This window comes from Pseudomonas sp. FG47, assembly GCF_057809115.1.
The window spans coordinates 13226-35299 of sequence record NZ_JBMDJI010000037.1; the positions used below are offsets into that span (position 1 = coordinate 13226).

General features: G+C 66.1%; 18 protein-coding genes. 17 read left to right on the forward strand and 1 reads right to left on the reverse strand.

Features of this window, described 5'->3' with window-relative positions:
* Positions 1-20 precede the first annotated feature (20 nt).
* Positions 21-1466 (forward strand): curlin, encoded by a 1446-nt coding sequence (locus ACODS5_RS20625; protein WP_134694177.1) that lies wholly within the window; start codon positions 21-23, stop codon positions 1464-1466.
* Positions 1467-2067: 601 nt separating this feature from the next.
* On the opposite strand, the gene ACODS5_RS20630 is transcribed toward ACODS5_RS20625, so the two are convergent.
* Complete coding sequence (locus tag ACODS5_RS20630; protein ID WP_489109553.1) at positions 2068-3762, reverse strand: sulfatase-like hydrolase/transferase; 1695 nt, start codon at positions 3760-3762, stop codon at positions 2068-2070.
* A gap of 383 nt (positions 3763-4145) precedes the next feature.
* Here ACODS5_RS20630 and ACODS5_RS20635 point away from each other — a divergent pair, with 383 nt between their 5' ends.
* The 16 genes from ACODS5_RS20635 to ACODS5_RS20710 are packed head-to-tail and all read left to right on the forward strand — an operon-like array spanning position 4146 to position 22017.
* Positions 4146-5495 (forward strand): UDP-glucose dehydrogenase family protein, encoded by a 1350-nt coding sequence (locus tag ACODS5_RS20635; protein WP_134693348.1) that lies wholly within the window; start codon positions 4146-4148, stop codon positions 5493-5495.
* Positions 5492-6556 (forward strand): NAD-dependent epimerase, encoded by a 1065-nt coding sequence (locus ACODS5_RS20640; RefSeq protein WP_134693347.1) that lies wholly within the window; start codon positions 5492-5494, stop codon positions 6554-6556. Before ACODS5_RS20635 ends, ACODS5_RS20640 begins: the two co-directional genes overlap by 4 nt.
* Positions 6553-7299: a sugar transferase gene (locus ACODS5_RS20645; RefSeq protein WP_134693346.1), complete on the forward strand. Its 747-nt coding sequence runs from the start codon at positions 6553-6555 to the stop codon at positions 7297-7299. Before ACODS5_RS20640 ends, ACODS5_RS20645 begins: the two co-directional genes overlap by 4 nt.
* A 1-nt stretch (position 7300) precedes the next feature.
* Positions 7301-7948, forward strand: a complete 648-nt coding sequence (locus tag ACODS5_RS20650; RefSeq protein ID WP_134693345.1) for a CpsD/CapB family tyrosine-protein kinase — start codon at positions 7301-7303, stop codon at positions 7946-7948.
* 22 nt (positions 7949-7970) lie between these two features.
* Complete coding sequence (locus tag ACODS5_RS20655) at positions 7971-8990, forward strand: polysaccharide biosynthesis/export family protein (RefSeq protein ID WP_134693344.1); 1020 nt, start codon at positions 7971-7973, stop codon at positions 8988-8990.
* A 14-nt stretch (positions 8991-9004) separates the two neighbouring features.
* Complete coding sequence (locus tag ACODS5_RS20660; protein WP_489109554.1) at positions 9005-10579, forward strand: GumC family protein; 1575 nt, start codon at positions 9005-9007, stop codon at positions 10577-10579.
* Positions 10576-11685, forward strand: a complete 1110-nt coding sequence (locus ACODS5_RS20665; RefSeq protein ID WP_489109555.1) for a glycosyltransferase family 4 protein — start codon at positions 10576-10578, stop codon at positions 11683-11685. Before ACODS5_RS20660 ends, ACODS5_RS20665 begins: the two co-directional genes overlap by 4 nt.
* Positions 11682-13052, forward strand: coding sequence for an O-antigen ligase family protein (locus ACODS5_RS20670; protein ID WP_134693342.1), 1371 nt, complete (start codon positions 11682-11684; stop codon positions 13050-13052). The genes ACODS5_RS20665 and ACODS5_RS20670 overlap by 4 nt, the downstream gene beginning before the upstream one ends.
* Positions 13049-14014, forward strand: a complete 966-nt coding sequence (locus ACODS5_RS20675) for a glycosyltransferase family 2 protein (protein WP_046855787.1) — start codon at positions 13049-13051, stop codon at positions 14012-14014. The genes ACODS5_RS20670 and ACODS5_RS20675 overlap by 4 nt, the downstream gene beginning before the upstream one ends.
* A complete protein-coding gene (locus ACODS5_RS20680) occupies positions 14007-15143 on the forward strand; it encodes a glycosyltransferase (RefSeq protein ID WP_489109556.1) in 1137 nt (378 codons plus the stop codon). Before ACODS5_RS20675 ends, ACODS5_RS20680 begins: the two co-directional genes overlap by 8 nt.
* Positions 15144-15152: 9 nt before the next feature.
* Complete coding sequence (locus tag ACODS5_RS20685; RefSeq protein ID WP_489109557.1) at positions 15153-16160, forward strand: polysaccharide deacetylase family protein; 1008 nt, start codon at positions 15153-15155, stop codon at positions 16158-16160.
* Complete coding sequence (locus ACODS5_RS20690; protein ID WP_489109558.1) at positions 16160-17464, forward strand: oligosaccharide flippase family protein; 1305 nt, start codon at positions 16160-16162, stop codon at positions 17462-17464. The genes ACODS5_RS20685 and ACODS5_RS20690 overlap by 1 nt, the downstream gene beginning before the upstream one ends.
* Positions 17461-19371, forward strand: coding sequence for a hypothetical protein (locus tag ACODS5_RS20695; protein ID WP_134693338.1), 1911 nt, complete (start codon positions 17461-17463; stop codon positions 19369-19371). The genes ACODS5_RS20690 and ACODS5_RS20695 overlap by 4 nt, the downstream gene beginning before the upstream one ends.
* 34 nt (positions 19372-19405) lie before the next feature.
* Positions 19406-20095 carry a GNAT family N-acetyltransferase gene (locus tag ACODS5_RS20700; protein ID WP_134693337.1) on the forward strand — a complete coding sequence of 230 codons (690 nt, stop codon included), beginning with the start codon at positions 19406-19408 and terminating at the stop codon, positions 20093-20095.
* A 4-nt stretch (positions 20096-20099) separates the two neighbouring features.
* Entirely contained in the window at positions 20100-21266 is a 1167-nt protein-coding gene (locus ACODS5_RS20705) for a GNAT family N-acetyltransferase (protein WP_489109559.1), read from the forward strand.
* Entirely contained in the window at positions 21238-22017 is a 780-nt protein-coding gene (locus ACODS5_RS20710) for a ChbG/HpnK family deacetylase (protein WP_134693335.1), read from the forward strand. The genes ACODS5_RS20705 and ACODS5_RS20710 overlap by 29 nt, the downstream gene beginning before the upstream one ends.
* Positions 22018-22074: the final 57 nt, after the last annotated feature.

Genomic DNA, 22074 nt, shown 5'->3' on the forward strand with positions numbered 1-22074 from the left:
ACAGACCTGGAGGCATCACCATGCATATGCTCGCCCCCCTGAGCGCCGCCATTGTCCTGGCCCTTGCCGGCCAGGCGCAGGCCGATGACAGCAACTCGACCCAGTCCCAGCAGGGCAACCAGAACATCGCCGAGGTCAAGCAAATGGCCGCGCCGTTCGCCTCGGCCACCCAGACCCAGACAGGCCAGGGCCACAACCACATGGCCCTGCAGGACAACAGCACCAGCCATATCCAGCAGAGCGCCAGCGGCTCGTACAACGCCGGCTACGCCGAGCAGTTGTTCGAAAACGGCAGCCAGATCACCCAGCGCGCCGGTGGCAACACCAACGATGCCTTCGCCAGCCAGTCGGTGGGGATCAACAACGAGGCGCTGCAGGTGCAGCAAGGCAGCGGCAACCGCTCGGTGATCTGGCAGGACACCCAGAACACCAGCCAGGCCACCACCCTGCAGTCCGGCCACGGCAACGACGCGACCATCGAGCAGTTGTTCGGTGGCACCAACAACAAGGGCCTTATCCAGCAAGGCGGCACCGGCAACCAGGCCGCCGCCGAACAGATGACCCACCTGGACGGCGATATCGCCATCTACCAGGAAGGCAAGCAGAACTGGGCCTATGGCGACCAGCGCGATGGCCTGGGCGGCAGCATCGGCATCAACCAGTACGGTACCGGCAACTCGGTGGAGGTGTGGCAGGACAACCAGTCCGCCAGCTATGCCAACGTCCATCAGAATGGCCAGCAGAACGAAGGCTACATCGACCAGAGCTTTGGCCAGGGCAACACTGCCGGCCTGAGCCAGACCGGGCGTGGTAACGCCAGTTGGTCGGACCAGTTCGAGACCAGCCAGTCGGTGACCAGCATTTCGCAGATCGGCAACAACAACCTGCACTTCACCTACCAGACCGGCGACAACCATAGCCTGAGCATCAGCACCCAGGGCAATGGCAACCAGATCATGGCCAGCAACTGGAAGGGCGCGAAGTCGGGGGGGCAGTTCGGCGACAGCCAGCACGCCGAGATCAACCAGGCCGGCAACGGCAACGGCGTGAACATCACCCAGGAAGGCAGCAGCCAGCAGGCGCGGTTGAACCAGTACGGCAACCGCAACCAGATGGAGACTCGCCAGGGCGACAGCAACAACGAGTTGTATTTCGAGCAGAACGGCAGCGACAACCTGCTGATCGCCGACCAGCGCGGTAGCGCCAACTACGCCGAGGGCCTGGCCGGGGGCAATGGCGGCAGCATCACCCTCGATCAGTCCGGCAGTGGCAACCAGAGCTACACCTACCAGCTGTATGGCCAGGGCAACCAGGCCACCATCAAGCAGACCGACGGCGTCAACCTGGCCTACGTGACCCAGGGCGGCAATGGCAACCAGGCCTTTGTCGACCAGAGCGGGGCCAGCCAGACCGCCACCATTACACAGTACGGCAATGCCAACATGGCGACCGTTACCCAACAGTGATGCCCTTTCCCCTTGGACCGCGGTGTTGGCCTCTCCCTGGCACCGCGGTTCTTTTTTTCTCGGAGCTGTTCTGATGTTTTGGATTATGTAGGCGCATTTACTGGCGGGGGCGAGGCATGAACACCTTTTTGACTTTACGGTGGCCGGTTTTCTCTCTGGCACATGGGCTTTAGACGTCGTCGATGAATGCGTTTATATCTGCAAAAATCTACGTCGAACGACTTTGACTTTGACTTTCAGAGCGTGGGTTTCGAAAGTTATACGCGCATTCATTGGCGATGGCGACGCATAGTCACCTTTCCGCCCTTACGGCGGGTCCCTTTTTGAAGGATCAAAAAGGAACCAAAAAATCCTCGCTCCATTCATCCGGCCCCTACGCTTCGCTCCGGGGTTCCCTCGCTCCGTTCTTGCTCCCGTGGGGACCGCGCTGTACGCCCCATCCTGGGGCGCAGCGCTCGACGGCCATCCATGGCCGTCGCCCCACTACGCAAGAACTACGCTCGGCCTCCTGAAGTCGCAATTTGTGTTGCCTGAACTACCGCGCGTTTAGAAGCAAGAGCAGAGCAAGAGCAAGAGCAAGAGCACTTCGTTTTTAAGGCAGTTAATCCGCGCGGCCAACCGGCATATAGACACCCGGTGTAACCACCTGTCCCAAATCTATATGCCGAAAGTCCGGTTTCGCCCCCAACCGAGCATTGAAACGCACATTGAAGGTAAACGGGTCGTCCGTCGGCATATCCAGTGCCCGGCCATACAATGTGCTCACCGCTACACCGTCGTAGCCCATCAGCTTGAGCAGCGTGGGAAACAAGTTGTAATGGCTCGAGGCATTGCGGTTCTGCGCCAGGTGCGCCTGCCAGTCGAGGGTCTTCAGGCCCTGGCCCTGGATCACCACCAACGGCACCACGCCCTCTTCCGGCACCGGGTCGCTGTCACAGTGGGTGTTCAACCCCGGGTTGCCGCGCTCATGCAAATCCTGACCATGATCAGAGGTATACAGCACCACGGCATGGCTGAGATCCGCCTGGGCAAACAACCGGCGGAAGAACTCACCGACATTCCACAGCAAGGTGTTCTGGTAGGCATTGCGATAGAGCACCCAATCCTGCGGGCTGCCAGCGAAGCCCTCGCGCGTGCCGGTGTCGGCAACATCCGCGAAGCGCCCACGAGGCAAGGCCGGCTTGAACGTCAGGAAATCGTCCGGGTACTTGTCATGCACCGGAAAGTGCGCGCCAACCTTGTTGATCACGATCAACTGCGGCTTGCCATCCCCCAGCAGCGCCACCAAACGTTCCAGCGCCGCCATGTCGCGCTGTACCACCGGCGTGTCGTCGAACTGAATGAACTGGTCGATATCGCGCTTTTCGGCTTCAGTCATCAGGTTCTGCAAGTTGCCCCCAGTGCGCTGGCCGTCGATGTACACCGTGCCCAGCCCCGCCTGCTTGGCATACTGCCAGATCGACGGCTGGGTGGTATTGATACGCAAATAGTCGTCACGCGTGCCGCCATAGCGCAGGGTCACATTGGTATCGGCACTGCAATTGGCGATCGAGGCGGCGTAGCCGAAATTGACGATATCCACGCCCGGCTGCGCCTGCGCCAAGTGGCTGGTGACCCCGGCCCGGGTGTTCAGGTCCAGGTAGTTGCCCGAGATGCTCTCGTCGATCAACAGCACGATATCGCGCGCCATGGGCGGCCCGACACGCGGCAGCGTCACCGGCTGACGTGGACCGACACGGTCGTGCACGGCCTCATAGCCGAACAGCCCCAAATAAGCCAACGGTGTGTACATCACCGGCAGGCCCCGTGCGCCTTCCCCGGCGCGCACGAACAGAACGGCCATCAAGATCAGCACGCCCAGTACCGGTGCCAACGGTGGTATCGCGCGCGGTAAACGCGGCCAGTGTCCGGGACGCAGGCCAATACCCAATAGCAGCAGCAACGCACGGCCAGCCGCCAAGGTTATGGCGTAGTGGTACTGCTGCACCGCCTCCTGGACGAAACCACCGGCATAGACCATGGACACGAACGCGCTATAGGTCAGGTACGAATCGGTAATCCGGTGATAAGCATCGAGGAACACCGCGCTCAGCGCCAGCGTCGCCGCCAGCAACCAGCGTAACCAGCCCGGGCGGGTCAACGCCGCCAGCAGCAATGCAACGACAAGGATTGCGAACATCCCCAGGAACAACACCAATGGCAGGCCAATACCCAAGGCTTCTATGCGCTCGCGGTAATAGGCCTGAAAGCTGGTCAGGTAAATGAGCAGCAGCAAAATCTTGATCCAGCTACGCATGTCCCGGTCACTCCCGTCATGGATTGCTCTTCAAACCGTAGCAGCTGTGAAACAAACCACAACGAGAAAAAGTCAATTTTCCGACGATATCCCGACGCCAGATTCTGGCACCCCTGAGTAGTCGCTGATGATTATCCCTATCGTCTACAGCCCGCTTATTCCGCTGCATCTAACCGTTCATCGGGACACGAAACGGCCAATTGCCAGCAGCTTTGTTCGCTAACACACGGATTGGAAAAGGGTTGGTGGCACATGGCCCGTTTACTTAGGGTCTGTAAATTAGACGAAACATGCCATTGCTTTGACGCAAATCCCCGGCGCTGAGCTATACCGAATTCACACCACTGTTTCATCTCCCTTACTCATCCATCGAGGCACAGCGCATGGACGTGAGCGTTTTTGGCACAGGTTATGTTGGACTGGTACAGGCTGCCGCCCTGGCGGACGTCGGCCACCGCGTGCTGTGCGTGGATGTCGATGCCCACAAGATCAACCAGTTGCGCCAGGGCGTGCCGCCGATCAGCGAGCCTGGCCTGTCGGATCTGCTCGAGGACAACATCAAGGAAGGCCGCCTGCTGTTCAGTACCCAGGCCAGCGACGCGGTCAGCCATGCCGGGCTGATTTTCATCGCCGTCGGCACCCCGCCCGACGAAGATGGCTCGGCCGACCTCAGCCATGTGCTCAACGTCACCCGGCAGATCGCCGCATTGATGGAGGCCGACCGCACCCTGATCATCAAGTCCACGGTGCCGGTGGGTACCGCCGACCAGGTCATGGCCCTGGCCCGCGACGAGCTGCAGCGCCTGGGCAAGAGCCAGTTGCAGGTGCGCGTGGTGTCCAACCCGGAGTTTCTCAAGGAAGGCAGCGCCCTGGCCGATTGCATGCGCCCTGACCGGATCATCGTCGGCACCCTCGACGAGTTGGCCCATGACCAGTTGGCCGAACTGTACGCGCCGTTCTGCCGCAACCACGAAAAACTGATGTTCATGGACAACCGCAGCGCCGAACTGACCAAGTACGCCGCCAACGCCATGCTCGCCACGCGCATCAGCTTCATGAACGAACTGGCCAACCTCAGCGAACACCTGGGCGCCGATATCGAGGCCGTGCGCCGCGGTATCGGTTCCGACCCGCGCATCGGCTACCACTTCATCTACCCCGGTTGCGGTTTCGGCGGCTCGTGCTTCCCCAAGGACATCAAGGCCCTGCTGCATACCGCCGCCCATAGCGGCATGCCGCTGCGCCTGCTGCAAAGCGTCAATGAGGTCAACGACCAGCAGCGGCGCATCCTGTTCGCCAAGCTCAAGCAACGCCTGGCGGGCCTGGCCGGCAAGTCCATCGCCCTGTGGGGGCTGGCCTTCAAGCCCAACACCGACGACATGCGCGAAGCCCCCAGTCGCTACCTGATGGAAGCGCTGTGGGCCGAAGGCGCCACGGTGCGCGCCTACGACCCCGAGGCGATGGATGAATGTCGGCGGCTGTACGGCTACCGCGACGACCTGCAACTGTGCGCCACCCGCGACGACACCCTGCAGGACGCCGATGCCCTGGTGATCTGCACCGAGTGGAAGAACTTCCGCGTGGTCGACTTCGCCCTGCTGGCCAGCAAGCTGCGCGCGCGGGTGATCGTCGATGGCCGCAACCTGTACAACCCCGAGCAAGTAGCCGCCCACGGCTTGCATTACAGCGGCATCGGCCTGCGCCAGGTCAGCCCGCAGGTGGATGCGCCATGAAGGTGCTGGTCACCGGCGCGGCCGGTTTCATCGGTGCCCATACCTGCCGCCGACTGCTGCTCGACGGCCACCAAGTGGTAGGGCTGGACAACTTCAACGACTATTACCCGCCGTCGCTCAAGCACGCCCGCGTGCACTGGGTCCGCCAGAGCGCCGGCGACTTCCCGCTGCACAGCCTGGACCTGGGCGAGCGCGATGGCATGGCCAGGCTGTTCGCCAGCGAGCGCCCCGAGGTGGTGGTGCACCTGGCCGCCCAGGCCGGGGTGCGCTATTCACTGCAGAACCCCCAGGCCTACCTGGACAGCAACCTCGCCGGTTTCCTCAACATTCTCGAAGGCTGCCGCCACCACCCGGTTCGCCACCTGCTGTACGCCTCGTCCAGCTCGGTCTATGGCGCGAACCAGCGAACCCCGTATCGGGTCGAGGATGCCGTGGACCATCCGCTGTCGCTGTACGCCGCCACCAAGAAGGCCAACGAGGCCATGGCCCATAGCTACAGCCACCTCTACGGCATCCCTTGCAGCGGCCTGCGCTTTTTTACCGTGTACGGCCCCTGGGGGCGTCCGGACATGTCGCCGATGCAGTTCGCCAGCGCGATCAGCGAAGGGCGACCGATCCAGCTGTTCAACCATGGCCGCCATCAGCGTGACTTCACCTACATCGACGACATCGTCGAGAGCCTGGTGCGACTGATCCCCAGGCCCCCGGTCGGCGACCCGCAGTGGGACCCGCTCAACCCCGACCCGGCCAGCAGCAACGCACCCTGGCGCCTGTACAACATCGGCGGGCAACGCCCGGTGGAGCTGCTCGACTACCTGGCGCTGCTGGAAAAACACCTGCGGCGCAAGGCAGTGATCGAGCTGCTGCCCCTGCAGCCGGGCGACGTGCTGGCCACCTGCGCCGATGCCAGCGCCCTGGCTCGGGTCACCGGATTCACCCCACAAATAGGCCTTGATGAAGGGCTCGGGCGCTTCGTCGCCTGGTTCAAGAGCTACTACTCGCCCGCCGCCAGCGAAGCGGCGCCCACGGGCGAGCAGCCAAATCAACGGAGGGCGATATGACAGGACAACCGAAAAGCGCGCAATTACAGGCGCTGTACCAGGACAAGCGCATGGACCCGGCGCACCGCCAGCGCATCGACGCGGCCATCCACATGCAGGGCCGCGGTTGGATCAGCGGCCGTGCCGGCGGTCGGCCCTGGACCTTGTCGCGGACCAACCGCGTGCTGTCGTGCCTGGCCGCGCTGGTGTTGCTGCTGCTGCTGTCGCCAGCGTTCCTGGTGCTGGCGGTGCTGATCAAGCGCTCCAGCCCGGGCCCAGTGTTCTTCGTGCAAAAGCGCACCGGCTACCGAGGCCGGCTGTTCGGCATGTACAAGTTCCGCACCATGGTGGCCAACGCCGAGGCGCTGAAGGACTCGGTACGTCACCTCAACAAGCACGGCGCCGACGCCATCGATTTCAAGATCGACAAGGACCCGCGCATCACCTCGGTGGGCGGCTGGCTACGCCGCAGCAGCCTCGACGAGCTGCCCAACCTGATCAACGTGGTCACCGGCGACATGCGCCTGGTCGGCCCGCGTCCCACTTCTTTCAACGCCTACCGCTACCACGACAACCACCTGGCGCGGCTGTCGATCTACCCCGGCATGACCGGCCTGTGGCAGATCTCCGGGCGCAGCGACATCGACTTCGACCAACGTGTAGAGCTCGATCTGAGCTACATCAACGAACAGAGCCTGATGCTGGACCTGAAGATCCTGCTCAAGACCCCGTTCAAAGTCTTCACTGGCCACGGAGCAAGCTGAGATGGACGGTTCATCCTCAAGAAGCCTGACAATCGCGACCCCAAGCGAGACCAACCTGACCGCCACCGTGCTCGACCTCGACCAGCGCACCCTGCTGCTGACCGCGGCCAACACCGGCAGTGGCACCAGCACCAGCGCCCTGGCCTTTGCCGGCCAACTGGCGGTGATGAGCGCCGGCAACGTGCTGCTGATCGACGCCAGCCTCAGTTCCGGCGGCCTCAGCCAGCAACTGGGCCTGGCCAAGTTGCGTGGCTACAGCGACCTGTTGTTCGACCAGGACACCCCCCCCCTGGCCCAGGACTGCATCGTGCGCTTGTCCGACCAGCCGTTCGACCTGCTTCCGGCCGGTACCTGGAAGCGTGGCCGCGACCGCCTGGACCCTGAGCAACTGCGCGTGCTGCTGCACCAGCTGAGCAACCAGTACCGCTTCGTGGTGATCGACGGCGAGGCCATCTACGCCAGCGCCGACAGCCTGGTGATCGGCACCCTGGTCGACGGCGTGATACTGGTGGTCAGCGCCGAGGAAACCCGCTGGGAGGTGGCCCAGGCCGCCGCCCAGCGCCTGACCCAGGCCGGCGCGCGGCTGATCGGCAGCGTGTTCAACAAGCGCAAGTACTACATGCCCAAGTGGCTGTACGAAAATCTTTGAGAGGCCGCACAGGATGAATGCCATGAGATACCCATCGATTGCCCTGTGCCTGCTGGCCGTGGCCGGCTGCGCCAGCCAGGACGACCGCGAGATGCCGGTGCAGATCCTCACCGCGCCGCCCGCCGAAAGCCAGGCCACCGAAGTTGCCCGCCGCGAGCAGGTGCTGCGTCCGCAGGACGTGCTGGAGGTGATCTTCCATGTCAGCAACCGCTCGGCCGGGGTGTACCGCATCCAGTCCGGCGACACTCTGGACCTGAACTTCATGGCCGCCAGCGGCCTGAACGGCAACCAGTTGGTGCAGCCCGACGGCAGCATCACCCTGCCCAGCACCAACGCCGCGGTACGCGTGGAAGGCATGACCCCCGCCGAGGCTGAAGGCGCGATCCGCCAGGCCTACCAGGACAAGCGGGTGTTCAAGCCCAACCGCGACCAGGTCACCGTGCGCGTGCTCAGCCCGATGACCGACGAGATCAACCTGAAGAACGCCCTGACCCACCCCGGTACCGGCATGAGCCGCGACATCACCGTGGGCAACGACGGCCGCGCCACCTTCCCGGAAATCGGCTCGGTGCCACTGCAAGGCATGACCGTCAACCAGCTGCGCGACTATCTCAACCAGCGCTACGCCAGCCTCCCGGGGCGCATGAGCGTGGACGTGCTGCTCAAGTCCACCGCCGCCAACGAGATCTATGTGCTCGGCGAGGTCGGCCAACCCGGCGCCTTCCAGATCCGCCGGCCGATCTCGGTGCTCGAGGCGCTGACCCTGGCCCGCGGCCCGACCCTCAAGGCCAAGCTCGGCTCGGTGGTGATCATGCGCCGCGAAGGCAACACCGTGCACGCCAAGCACTACGACGTCGACAAAGCGCTCTCCGGCGGTAGCCAACAACTGGCCTACCTGCAACCCGAAGACATGCTCTACGTGCCCAAGACCACCCTGGCCAGCGCCGCCGAGCTGTCCCGGCAACTGGCCGACGTGGTGCTGTTCCAGGGCTTTGGCTTCAGTTTCAGCTACCGCGTCGACAACAAAGAAAGCAACGACTGAGCGGGGGACGAACCATGATCACGCAACCGAAAGAAAACTATGTGCATGAGTTCTTCCGCATCTTCTTCGCCAATCGCCAGTTGGTGAAACGGGTGTTCCTGGTGTTCGCGCTGATCGCCGTGCTGCTGCCGCTGGTGCTCAAGCAGAGCTACGACGTCACCGCCGAAGTCATCGTGCAGTCGAAGAAACTCTCGCAGAGCGACACCTCCTCGGCCCTGTCGCAGCAGGCCGACCAGTTCATCCCGCCGTCGCTGGCCGATATGGAGACCGAAAGCAATATCCTGCGCTCGCCCACCCTGATCCGCCAGACCCTGGGTGAGCTGCGCAAGGAAGGCCACTACCCCGACGAGCCTGGGCTGCTGCGGCGCATGCTGCTCGACCCGCTGCGCCACAGCATCATCGAGCCGCTGCACCGGCTGTTCGGCAACGCCGTGGCCGATGACCGCGACACCCAGCTGGACGCCCTCACCGACCAGGCCGTGAAAGACCTCAAGGTCGAGACCCTGCCCGGCTCCAACGTGATCTCGATCACCTACAGCGCCGCCGACCCCAAGCTTGGCACGCTGTTCGTCAGCCGCCTGCTGGAGAACTTCCTGACCAACCGCCAGGATCTGCAATCCAACGAGCTGCCCGAAACCTTCTACGAGCAGAAGAAGCTGCACTACCAGGCCCGCCTGGGTGACCTGGAAAGCCAGCGCCTGGGCCTGCTGACCGCCATCGGCTCGTCGGACCCGAAAGAGGAGATCACCTTCCGCCTCAACGCCATCAACACCGAGGAGCAGGCGCTCAACCTGCAACGTGACCGCCAGTTGCAGAACCAGAAGTGGCTGGACTACCTGCAAAGCAGCCTGGCCGCGGCCAACAAGGCGAAGCTGGCCGACTATGCGTTCCCCTACACCTTCACCACCACGGTCGACAACGTCGCCTTCGAGGACCGCGAGATCAAGCAGCTTGGCGAACAGCTGACCACCCAGCTGGCCCGCTACAACGGTGACGCCACGGTGTTCCAGCCAGGCTCAGACCAGATGGTCATGGCCCGCCAGCAGATCGCCCAGTTGCGCGCGCAGTTCCTCAAGATCGTCGAGAACCGCATCCGTGAACGCCAGCAGGACCTGGCCGTGACCCAGCAGGTGATCGAGCAGAAGACCCAGCGCATCGCCGACTACAGCAAGCGCATCCTCCAGTTGCGCGAGACCCAGAGCAAGACCCGCCAGCTGGACACCGAGATCGATGCCCTGCACAAGGCCTTCTCCACCTACGCCCAGCGCTACGAGGAAAGCCGTGGCCAGGGCCTGCTCGACGGCAGCCAGTCCAACGCGCGTATCCTCAGCGCGCCTTACCAGCCGACCGCCGCCAGCTTCCCGAAACCCGGCCTGATCATTCCATTCGGCCTGATCACCGGCTTGCTGCTGGCCATCGCCGTGGTCTATGTCAAGGAGTTCTTCGACCACCGCTTCAAGCATCCGGCGCAGATTGGTCACGAGTTGGGCTTGCCGGTGCTGCTGGTGATCAACGACCAGACCCCGGCCCTGTCCAACCCGCACAAGACCTGGTCGCTGCCACGCCTGTGGCACTGGGTGCGCAATTGAACGCGGCGCTGCGGGCCTGCGGGCGGCCGATCCTGCACCTGCTCAGCAGTGGCGGGTTCTACGGCGCCGAACGCATGCTCCTGGACCACTGCCAGGCCATGCCGGGCCAGCATCGGGTGCTGTTCCTCGATGCCCCGGCAGAGCTGGTGGCGCGTTTTCGCCAGGCTGGCGTTGCCTGCGAAACCTGCCATGGGCTACTGGCGGTGCTCAAGGTGCTGGGTGCGCAGCGCGGCCAGCGGCCGCTGGTCAACAGCCATAATTTCAAGGGCCAACTGTTTGGCTGGGTCGGCGCCACCCTGTGGCGCCTGCCGATGGTCAGCACCCAGCACGGCTTCACCCCGCGCAGCCGCAAGCAGCGTTTCTACACCTGGCTGAGCCTGCAGCTGTGCCGCACGCCGACGGTGGACACGGTGGTGTGCGTGGCCGAGAGCATTGCCCGTATCCACCGCGATGCCGGGGTGCCAGCGGCCAAGCTGCAGGTGATTCCCAACGGCCTGCCTGAGATCTGTGAAGCGCAGGCAAAGGATGGCGTGGGCGCGGCACAGCCAGGCGCCGCTCCCTGGCTCGCCGCCTACGTTGGCCGACTGTCCAGCGAAAAAGGCCCCGACCTGTTCCTCGACACCCTGATCCCGGTGTGTCAGCGCCAACCGCGGGTCCACGCCGTGATGCTTGGCGAAGGCCCTGAGCGCGAAGCCCTGCAACAACGCATCGACGCTGCCGGCCTGGGCGAGCGCATCACCCTGCCGGGCTTCCAGCGCGACATGCGCGGCTGGATGAAACACATGGATGCCCTGGTCATCAGCTCGCGCACCGAAGGCACGCCGATGATCCTGCTCGAAGCCATGCAGGATGGTGTGCCGGTGGTGGCCTTCGGTGTTGGCGGCATCCCCGACGTGATCGAGCACGGCCACAACGGCCTGCTCGCCCGCCCCTTGGCCACGGCCGAGCTGGGTGAACATCTCGAAGCGCTGCTGCAAGACCCCGAGCAGGCCGACGAACTGGTTGCCCGGGCGCGCCAGACTCAACGTCAACGCTACCACCTGCCGACCCTGGCACAACGCTGGGCCCAGGTGTACCGGGGCACGGCCGAGGAGGTTGTCGCATGATCATTCCCCTGTCGCTGGTGGCCCTGGTGGCCTTGCTGAGCCTGGGTCTGCTGGCCAGCCCCTACCCGTTCCTGGCGCCCGGCGGCGTGATCGGCCTGGCCGGCGTGCTGGTGTTGTACCGCAAGCCGGCCTGGGGCCTGCTGGCGATCGCCACCCTGGTGCCGCTGGAAGGGCTGCTCAAGGACGGCCTGGTGTCCGGCGCCAAGCTGGTGGGCATCGGCCTGGTGCTGATCCTCAGCCTGCAACTGGCAGTGCGCCAACTCCCCGGCGAGCGCCTGCGCAGCAATCAATGGCGCCTGCTGCTGCCGTTCATGGCCCTGTACCTGCTGAGCCTGTGGGCCAGCGACGACCTGGCCCTGTCGGGCGGGCACCTGCGTGAGCTGCTGGTGGGCCTGGTGGTGTTCGTCATTACCTTGCTGGTCGGTCGCGACCTCAACCTACCGCTGCTGGCGCGGCTGATCACCGTCAGCGTATGCGTTACCTGTCTGTTCGCGATCTTCTCCACCAAGTACCAGGAGCAGGGCCGCGCCTCGGCCATGCTCGATCCCAACGCCTTCGCCCTGCTGATCACCATCGCCATGCCCTTGGGGCTGTGGCTGGCGATCAAGGCGCGGCAGATCCCGGTCAAGCTGTTCTGGGCCGGTTGCTGCCTGTTGCTGCTGGTGGGCATGACCAAGACCGAGTCGCGCTCGGGGCTGGTGGTGCTGCTGATCAGCCTGGGCATCGTGCTGCACAACTACCGCGAACAGCTGACGCGCATCCGCCCGCGCCACCTAGGCTTCGCCATGCTCGGCCTGGCCATCGTCCTGCCCCTGGGCATCGCCTTGATGCCCGCCGGCTACGCCGAGCGCATCCAGTCGCTGATGCTACTCAAGTCTGGGGTCAACGCGCACCAGGACGAGTCGCTGGGACGGCGCGCCTCCTACCTGGTGGTGGGCAAGGAAATGATCAGCCACAGCCCGCTGCTCGGCACCGGGCCCGGCACCTTCCCGCTGCATTACGCAGATACCGGCTTCTCCAAGGCCTTCGCCCCGGTCAACAGCAAGACCACCGACCTCTACCGGCGGGCCCACAACACCTACCTCGAACTGTTCAGCGAAGTCGGCCTGCCGGCGGGGCTGCTGTTCGTCGGCATGATCGTGCTGGCCCTGCGCAATTTCTGGCAGGCGCGCGCCGCCTTCCGCGCGGCCGGCGACCCGGACCGCGCCGACCTGATGACCCACCTGACCATGAGCATGCTCGCCATCGGCCTGTTCCTGATGTTCCTCAGCGCGCCGAGCCACAAGTACCTGTGGCTGATGCTGGCGCTGTCCAGCGTGCTGCTTGGCCAGGCGCGTGAGCAGCAGCCGGTGGAGGTGGCCCGATGAGCCGGGTGAGTATCGTCATCCCGATGTTCAACGAAGCCCGCCATATCGGCCGCACCCTCGACGCCGCCCGGCGCTCGGCCAGCGCGGCGGGGCTGGCCTGCGAGCTGATCGTGGTGGACAACGGCTCCAGCGACGACGGCCCGGCGCTCGCCCGCGCCCACGGCGCCCAGGTGCTGAGCGTGCCGGGCGTGGCCATCGGTGCCCTGCGCAATGCCGGCGTGAACGCCAGCCAAGGCGACTGGCTGGCCTTCCTCGATGCCGACATCGAAGTCCCGGAGCACTGGCTGGACCTGCTGCTGGACCTGCAGCGCCGTGGCGAAGGCGATGTCTTCGCCCTGGACTGCGACACCCCGCGCCACGCGCCGTGGTTCGCCCAGGCCTGGCAACGGCGCACCTTGCGCACCGGCCAGACGGTGCAGGACTGCACCTGGCTGCCCACCCCCAACTTGTTGATGCGGCGCAGTTGGTTCGAACAGGTGGGCGGCTTCGACGAACGCCTGCGCACCGGCGAGGACAAGGACTTCACCCTGCGCCTGCATGAAGCCGGCGCGCGCCTTCGCGTACTGCGCGAACCGGCGGTGCTGCACTGGGGCTATGAAGCCAACTGGCGCGAATGGCTGGGCAAGGAGATGTGGCGCCAGGGCAGCCACCTGCAATTGCTGCGCAGCCATGGCGTGAGCCTGCGCCTGCTGCGCTTCCCGATGCTCTCGGTGGGCGCCTGGGTGCTGGACGCCATGGCCCTGTCGGCGCTGCTCGACGGTTTCCCGCATGTCGCCCTGTTCTTCCTGCTGGTCAGCGCCCTGCCCGCGCTGCTCCTGAGCCTGCGCCAGAGCCGCAGGCACCGCGACCCGCTACTCACGCTGCAGCTCTGGGGCCTGCACTGGCTGCGCCTGCACCTGGCCGGCGCGGCCTTCATCCTCAGCCTGTTCAACCGCACCGCAAGGAGGCCCGCCCGTGGCTGAGTTCATTTTCTGGCTATGCCTGTTGCTGCCGCTATATGCCTGGGTCGGCTATCCCCTGTTGCTGACCCTGGCCGCGCCGTTCTTTGCCCGTCGCACCCATTCACCATTGCCGCCGCAGCGGGTGAGCGTGGTGATCGCCGCGCACAACGAAGAGCGGCATATCGAAGCCAAGCTTGCCAGCGTGCTCGGCCAGGACTACACAGCCGCCGAGCTGCAGGTGGTGGTGGCCAGCGACGGCTCCAGCGATCGCACCGTGGCCTTGGCCCGCAGCCTGGGCGACCCACGGGTGCAGGTGCTGGACCTGCCACGCCTGGGCAAGGCCGGTGCGTTGAACAGTGCCGTGCAAGTGTGCACGGGCGACCTGCTGGTGTTCACCGACGCCGACAACCAGTGGTCGACCGACACCCTAGGCCTGCTGCTGGCGCCTTTCGCCGACGCCGATGTCGGCGGCAGCGCCGGGCATATGATCATCCCCGATCCGGGCAAGGGCCTGAGCATCGGCGACAGCCTGTACCGCCACTATGAGGCCTGGGTGCGCAAGGTGGAGAACCGAACCGGCTGCATGGTCTCGGCCGACGGCGCCCTGCTGGCCCTGCGCCGCGCGCTGTACCAGCCAATCCCGAAACAGGTCAACGACGACTTCTTCATCAGCACCTGCGCGCCGGCCGCCGGGCTGCGCATCGTCTATGTGCCTGAGGCGGTGGTACTTGACCAGGGCGTGGACGAGGCCGACAAGCAGTTCCGCCGCCGCCAGCGCGTCACCGTCGGCGGCCTGTTGAGCCTGGCCGCCCGCCGCGAGCTGCTCAACCCGGCGCGCCACGGCCTGTACGCCATCGCCCTGATCAGCCACAAGCTGATCCGGCGCCTGGCCCCGGTGCTGCTGCTGCCGCTGCTGCTGGCCAACCTGTGGCTGGCCGCCGAACCCGGGTTCTACCGCCTGACCCTGGCCTTGCAACTGCTCGGCTACGCCGCCGCCATCGCCGGCCTGCTCGATGCCCAGCGACGCCTGCCGCGCCCGTTCCGCCTGGCCGCCTTCGTGCTGGTCACCCTGGCCGGCATGAGCGTGGGCCTGTGGCAGTTCCTGCGCGGGCACAGCTACAGCCAATGGAACCCCGACCAGAATCGATGAGCGACGGACATGCCGATCAAGACCCATATCAAGCAGGCCAGTGGCTGGTTGTACTTCAAGTCGCCGCGCGGGCGTGCCGAGCTGCGCGGCGCCGGTGTGATCCTCATGCTGCACCGGGTGCTGGCCGATGACGCCAGCGCCGCGCTGCCCCATCGCAACGAGCTATGCGTCGGCCCGCGCGCCTTCGAAGGGCTGCTGCGCTGGCTGCAACGGCACTTCGACTGCGTCAGCCTGATGGACCTGCTGGAAAGCCACCAGGCGCCGCGCGGCGATGCCCGGCCCAAGGTGGCCCTGACCTTCGACGACGGCTGGCGCGACAACGCGGTCAACGCCTTCCCGCTGCTGCAGCGCCACCAGATGCCGGCGAGCATCTTCCTGTCCACCGACTACATTGGCAGCCGCCAGCGCTTCTGGTGGGAAAGCGTCGGCGAAACGCTGTGGGGCAGCCATGGCGAGGACGCCCGGCGGCTGTTGATCGAGCGCCTGCGCAAGCTGGGCCGGCCATTGCCAGCTGCGTACTTCATGCACGACCACAGCAAGGCCCGCAGCCTGGTGCTGGCGCGCTACCTGCAAACCCTCAAGAGCCTCAGCCCCCAGGCCCTTCACCTGCTCACCGACGCCTGTCCACCGGAGTCGCTGCCCCAGGCCATGGACTGGCAGCAGGTGCGCAGCCTCGAGGATTCCGGGCTGGTGCGCTTCGGTCCCCACGGTGCCAGCCACGCGCTCTTGCCTTACCTGGACGATCACCGTCTCAACGACGAACTGCAACGCAGCCATGCCGCCCTCAACGCCGGCTGCCGCGCGCCACTGCCGGTGTACTGCTACCCCAATGGCGATCACGACGCCCGGGTCCGCGCGCGGGTCGCCGCGCACCGCTACCCTTACGCCCTGAGCACCCGCCCTGGGATCTGCCAGGGCCATGACGACCCCCTGGCCCTGCCGCGTATCGGCGTCAGCCAGCGCAATGCCAGCCGCCCGTCGCTGCTGGCCTGGCGTATCAGCCGCGGAGAGCGCTGATGAACCGCAACAGCTACCTGCGCCACCTGGCCCTGAGCATGGGCACCAAGCTGGCGATGATCGCCCTGCGCCTGCTGCGCAACGTGCTCCTGGCGCGCATCCTCGGCCCCAGCGAACGCGGGCTGTTCGCCCTGCTCAGCACCCTGCCCGACCTGATCAGCGCCGCCACCAGCGGTGGCCTGAACAGCGCGGTGGGCTACCAGGCGGCCAAGCAGCGCGACCTGGGCCTGCTGCTGACCCAGGTGCTGGTCTACGGCAGCCTGCTGGCCGGGCTGCTGACCCTGCTGTGTGTCGTGCTGGTGCGCCAGTTCGGAGCCGACCTGGCGGTGACCGTGCAACTGGGCCTGCTGGCCTGGCTGTTGCTGCTGGCGGTACCGATGACCGTGCTCAAGAGCGGCCTGCTGACCCTGCACAACGCCAGCGGCGGTGTCGGAGCCTTCAATGCCCTGCGCCTGACCGAGTCGCTGGCGCCACTGCTGCTGTTCCTCGGGTTGTTCTGGATGTGGCGCGAGCAGGCCCTGGAAGCCGCGCTGATCAGTTGGCTGGTCGGCATCGCCCTGGTGGTGGTGCTGGGCCTGTGGTGGCTCGGCCGCCAGCATCGCCTGCGCCTGCGCTGGGACCGCGGCGGCCAGCGCGAGCTGTTGGCCTACAGCGCCAAGAGCCACCCGGACCTGTTGTTCCAGCAACTGATCCTGCGCTCGGACTACCTGTTCATCGGCGCCCTGCTCGGCAGCACCGCCCTGGGCCACTACGCCATGGCCAGCGCCGCCGCCGAGCTGCTGCTGATCGTCCCCGAGGCCGTCACCACGCCGCTGATGAAACGCCTGCTGCAACAGGATGCCGGCATGGAACGCCTGACCCCGCTGGCCCTGCGCCTGACCGCCACGGTGATGCTCGGCGCCTGCCTGGGCATGGCGCTGATCGGCCAATGGCTGATCGTCACCCTGTTCGGCGCCGACTACGCGCCGGCCTACCCGGCCTTGCTGGCCCTGCTGCCCGGGCTGCTGGGGCTGTGCTATGCGAGCATCCTGCGCCTGGACCTGCTGGGCAAGAACCGCCCCGGCACGGTGTCGCTGCTGATGGGTGCGGGGGCCGCCTTGAACCTGCTGCTCAATGTGCTGCTAATCCCGACCTGGGGCATCGTCGGCGCGGCGGCGGCTTCCTCGATCGCCTACCTGGCGGTGACCGTGGCCATGCTGGTGCTGTACTGCCGCCTGAGCGGCGTGCCAGCGGCGCACACGCTGATCATCCTGCCCAGCGACTTGGCGCCGCTACGCCAGATGCTGCAACGGAGGGCGGCATGAGGGCCCTGCTGCTGCTCGCCCTGCTGCTCTCGCCCGTGCTGCCGGCGGCGCCGCTGCAATGGGGGGAGATTCGCGATGGCAGCTTGTACCTGCTGCCAAGCCGCGACGACCAAGTGCGCATCCAGTGGCGCCCAGCCTGGCAGGCCGACGCCAACGCCGAGCGGCTGTTCCTGCTCGACGGCAAGGGCCGCCTGGTCGGCGAACGGCCCATCAGCGCCGAGGAAGTCCGCGGCGCGCAAAGCTGGCCACTGGCACCGGGGCTGGGCCCCTACCGCCTGGAAGTTCCCGGCTACAGCTTTCGCGACTACCGCATCCAGCACGCCGACAGCACCCGCGCGCTGTTCGCCCCGCCCAAGGTGCATTTCAGCGCCGAAGTCGGCCCCAGGGTAACCCTGTACTTCCGGGTCAAGGCTGGCGAACAGGCGATCCTGGCCGGCAAGCATCACGGCGGCGTGCATGGCCTGTTCGCCGAGCGACTGGGCGATGGTCGGCGCGTCCAGCTGGCGCTCAAGCCCTACCCTGCCTACTGGCGTTTCGACCAGCAGGCGCTGCCGACCAGCAACCACGACGAAACCTGGCGCCTGTCCTTGCAAGGCAGCGGCAAGGCGGCGTTCTGGCTCGATGGCAGCGCCAACCTGTTCACCCAGCGCGCCGAAGACCTCGGCGACCTGCCGCAGGCACCCGGCCAGGTGCGCCTGAAGCTGGCCAACAAAGTCCTCGGCCCCACGCCGAAGCTGGGGGTGGCCTTGCCCTACGTGCTGCCACCACCCTCAAGTTTCGCCGCCCTCGATGCGCTGCGCCCCCAGGCTGCCGGCTACTACAGCTTCGTCGATGTGCTGCAACGCCAGCCCGATTTCGAGAACGCCTGGCGCAAGCTCTATCAGCAACGCTTCGGCATCCGCCAGGACATCACCCTGCTGGCCGGCAGCGCCCGGGTGGCCGACCTGCGCAGCGACCGCACCAGCCACGACGCCCTCGGCGCCTGGCTGGAGGCGACCAAGGCCCTTGGCGGCCAGGGCCTGCACTACCTGGCCTTCGCCGACGAACCCAACCTCAACTACCGCGACTACGCCAGCTATCGGGATTTCTTCCAGGCCATGGCCAAGCGCGTGCGCGACTACCCCGGCGCCCACCAGGCCGGGGTACGCATCGCCATGCCCGCCTCGTCGCGCTTCACCGGCGGCCCCTTCGCCGAGGACGGCAAGCAACGCCGTGGCATCGACTGGGCGCGGCGCCTGCTCGCCGAGCAAGGCGCGCAGATCGACGCGCTGGCCTGGCACGAGTGGATGGTCCGCGACCTGCTCGCCACCCGCAGCTACCGCGACAGCGTGCGTCAGGCCGCCGCGCTGGTCGGCCTGGATGGCCAGGGCCGGCCGCGCAAGGCGCTGCTGCTGGACCAGACCAACCTGTCCAGCGGCTCGAGCCTGAGCCCTTACGAGCAGGACAGCCACTACGCCGGCCTGTGGTGGACCTCGGTGGTGATCAACGCCGCCAGCGACGGCCTGCTCGACATGCTCAACTGGTTCCACGTCGCCGACGAGCCCGAGTGGCCCAAGGGCATGCTGCGCGACACCGGCGGCCAGCGCTACGAACTCAAGCCGGTGGGCCTGGCCCAGCAGTTCATCCAGCGCCACTGGCTGGACCAGGTGCTGGCGCTGGACAACGATGCCTTCGAAGTCGACGCCCTGGCCATGGCCCGCCAACGCCAACGCAGCCTGCTGGGAGTGAACAAGGCCGAGCGCCTGCAGCAGGTCGCGCTCGCCCTGGGCAACTGCCCTGCCGGCCAGCTGGAACTGTTCGGCCCCGACAACCAGAGCCACCGCGGCCACTACGACTGCCGCGACGGCCAGCTAAGTTTTCAATTGCCAGGGCAGACCGTGTTTGCCCTGACCTGGAACGCGTCATGAGACGCATCTCGACCTGCCACGTACAGGAGGCACCATGAGTGCTTTGACCAAGCTCCAGGAGCGCATCAAGCGCAAAGGACTGCGCAATACCCTCGGTAGCGCCTGGCGGCACTACGTTTTCTACCACTGGCAACTGTTGTGGATGGAGCGCGACCTGGTCAGCCCGGTGCCGCCGCATCGCCTGAAACCCTACGGCGCGCTGCGTGTCGAGGCCATCAGCGTGCATAACACGCAGGCCTTTGCCCGGCATTTCGGCGATCGCGTCGAAACCATGCGCGAGCTGGCGGCCGAGGGCCATACCGGGCTGATGTTCCTCGACGACGACAACGATGCAGTGGCGTTCATCTGGGGCAGCAACCGCCACTACCATGATCGCCACTACTATGGTTGCTGGTTCCCGGTCGGGCCTGGCGAGTTCTTCGAGTTCGGTGGTGAGCTGATCCGCAAATATTGGGGCACCGAGCTATCGGTGGACCTGCAACTGGCGCTGTGGAAAGCCATGGCCGCCCAGGGCTGCACCAAGGTGGTGGATGTCTGCGAACAGCACAACATCCCGGCGCTCAAGTTGCACCTGCGCATGGGTTACCAGGAACAAGGACGGATCATGAACGTGTATTGCCTGTTCGGTCGCTGGAAGTTCTTCCGCGAAAGCCGCTACAGCGAGTCGCGCCTGGAACCGTTGCGCAAGCCGGAGCCGCAAGCCTCTGCGGCCACCGCGAGTTGAGCCGGTGAGCCTGGTGCTGAAGTGGTGCGCGTCGTTGCGCAGCCACGACTTCCCCGCCGGCGAGTACGAGGCGCTGCGCAAGCGCCTGCCTGCCAGCACGCCGTTCAACCACCTCGGCTGGCTGCGCGCCGCCGAGGCCGCGCTGGCGCCCGCCCAGCAGCTGCAAGTGCTGCTCGGCTACCAGGATCAACGCCTGTGCCTGTGCCTGCCGCTGATTCGCTGTCGCGAACCCTTCGGCCCGCTGTTCGCCCCGGTGGTGCGCCACCTCGGCCACCCGCTGAGCGACCGCATCGCCCTGCTCATCGACCTGCCGGCGCTGTATGCCGAGCAGGTACTGCAGGCCATCCGCAAGCAGTTGCCGCATGCCCTGCTGCAACTGAGCGAAGTGCCGGACCACCCCGAGACCGATGGTTGGCTGCGCCAATGGGCTGCGGCCAGTTCCACCTGGCAGCAGCGCCTGAGTTGCCGTGTGCCGGTGCACCGCATCAACGAAGGCGATCGCCAGGAAATCGGCGGCGACCCGCGCTACAAACTGCGCCGCGCGCGCAAGCGCATCGGCGCCTGTGGTGCCCAGGTCCGACGGGTCATCGCCACGCCCGAGAGCATCGGCGCACTGCTCGACGCCATCAGCGCCGTCGAGGCGGCCAGTTGGAAAGGCGACGACGAGGTCGGTATCTTCTCGGGCGAGCTGCAGCGCCAATGGATGTACCAGGCGTTCACCGCCCTGGCCGCCGAGGGCCTGGTCTGCCTGGTACTGCTGGAACTGGACGGACGCTGCATCAGCTACCGCCTGGGCCTGCTCGAACGCGGCCGGGTGTACGACTACAACCTCGCCTTCGCGCCCGAACACCGCGACCTGGGCAGTGGCCGCGTGCTGCTCGAGGAGTGGATTCACTGGGGGCTGGACCAGGACTGGAAGTGGGTCGACGCCTCGCGGGTCAGCCTGAACAATTCCAGCCACCAGCTCCACGAACGCCAGACCGGCCACCTCGAACACTGGCGCCTGAGCAGCTACAGCTGGCGCCCCGACGGCCTGCTGCTGGGCCTGGCGCAACGCACCTGGCAGTGGCTCAAGCCGCGCCTGCGCAAGACCGCCAGTACACCGGCCACCCTTGCCCCAACCCCACCACAGGAGCACCCCGATGCCCTCCCAGGTCATAGTCAACGCTGACGACTTCGGCCTCAGCGCCCACACCAACGCGGTGATCCTGCATGCCTTCCAGGCCGGGCTGATCAGCTCGGCCACGGCCATGGCCAACATGCCCGCGTTCGCCGCCGCCTGCGCGCTGGCCCAGCAGCCGGCGCTCAAGGGCCGGGTGGGGCTGCACTTCAACCTTACCTACGGCCGGCCGCTAAGCCGAGCCATCCTTGCCGAACCGCGGTTCTGCACGCCCCACGGCGAGTTCGACCTGCGCCTGAAACAGCGTACCCTGCGCCTGTCGCGGCGCGAGCGGGCCGCGGTCGAGCAGGAGCTGGAGGCGCAGTGGAAGCACTGCCTGGACCATGGCCTGATGCCCAGCCACCTGGATTCACACCAGCATGTGCACAATATCTGGCCGGTCGGCGAGGTGGTCGCCCGCTTCGCCCGCGACCAAGGCGTGCCGATCCGCCTGGCGCGCAACATCGGCCACAACATCGGTCCGCTGAAACGGCTGTTCAAGACCTTGCTCAACCGGCGCCTGCACCGATTGTGCGGGGTCACCGCCGACCATGTATGCACCCCGGCCGATGTGCGCGCGGGCCTGGCGCCGGCCCATGGCGTGCTGGAGGTGGTGGCCCACCCCAGTGCCCTGGGCAGCCAGGACTTCGGCGACGCCTACCTGGCCTGCGGAGAATCGCTCAAGGCGCTGATCGAGCAGCGCCTGGGCGACCGACCGCGGGTCAGCTATACCAGCCTGGTGCAGCGTGCGCCGGTGCTGTAGGGAAAGAACCGCATCAAGGCCACCAGGGGCCCGCCACGTCCCTGGCAGCGCCCTCGC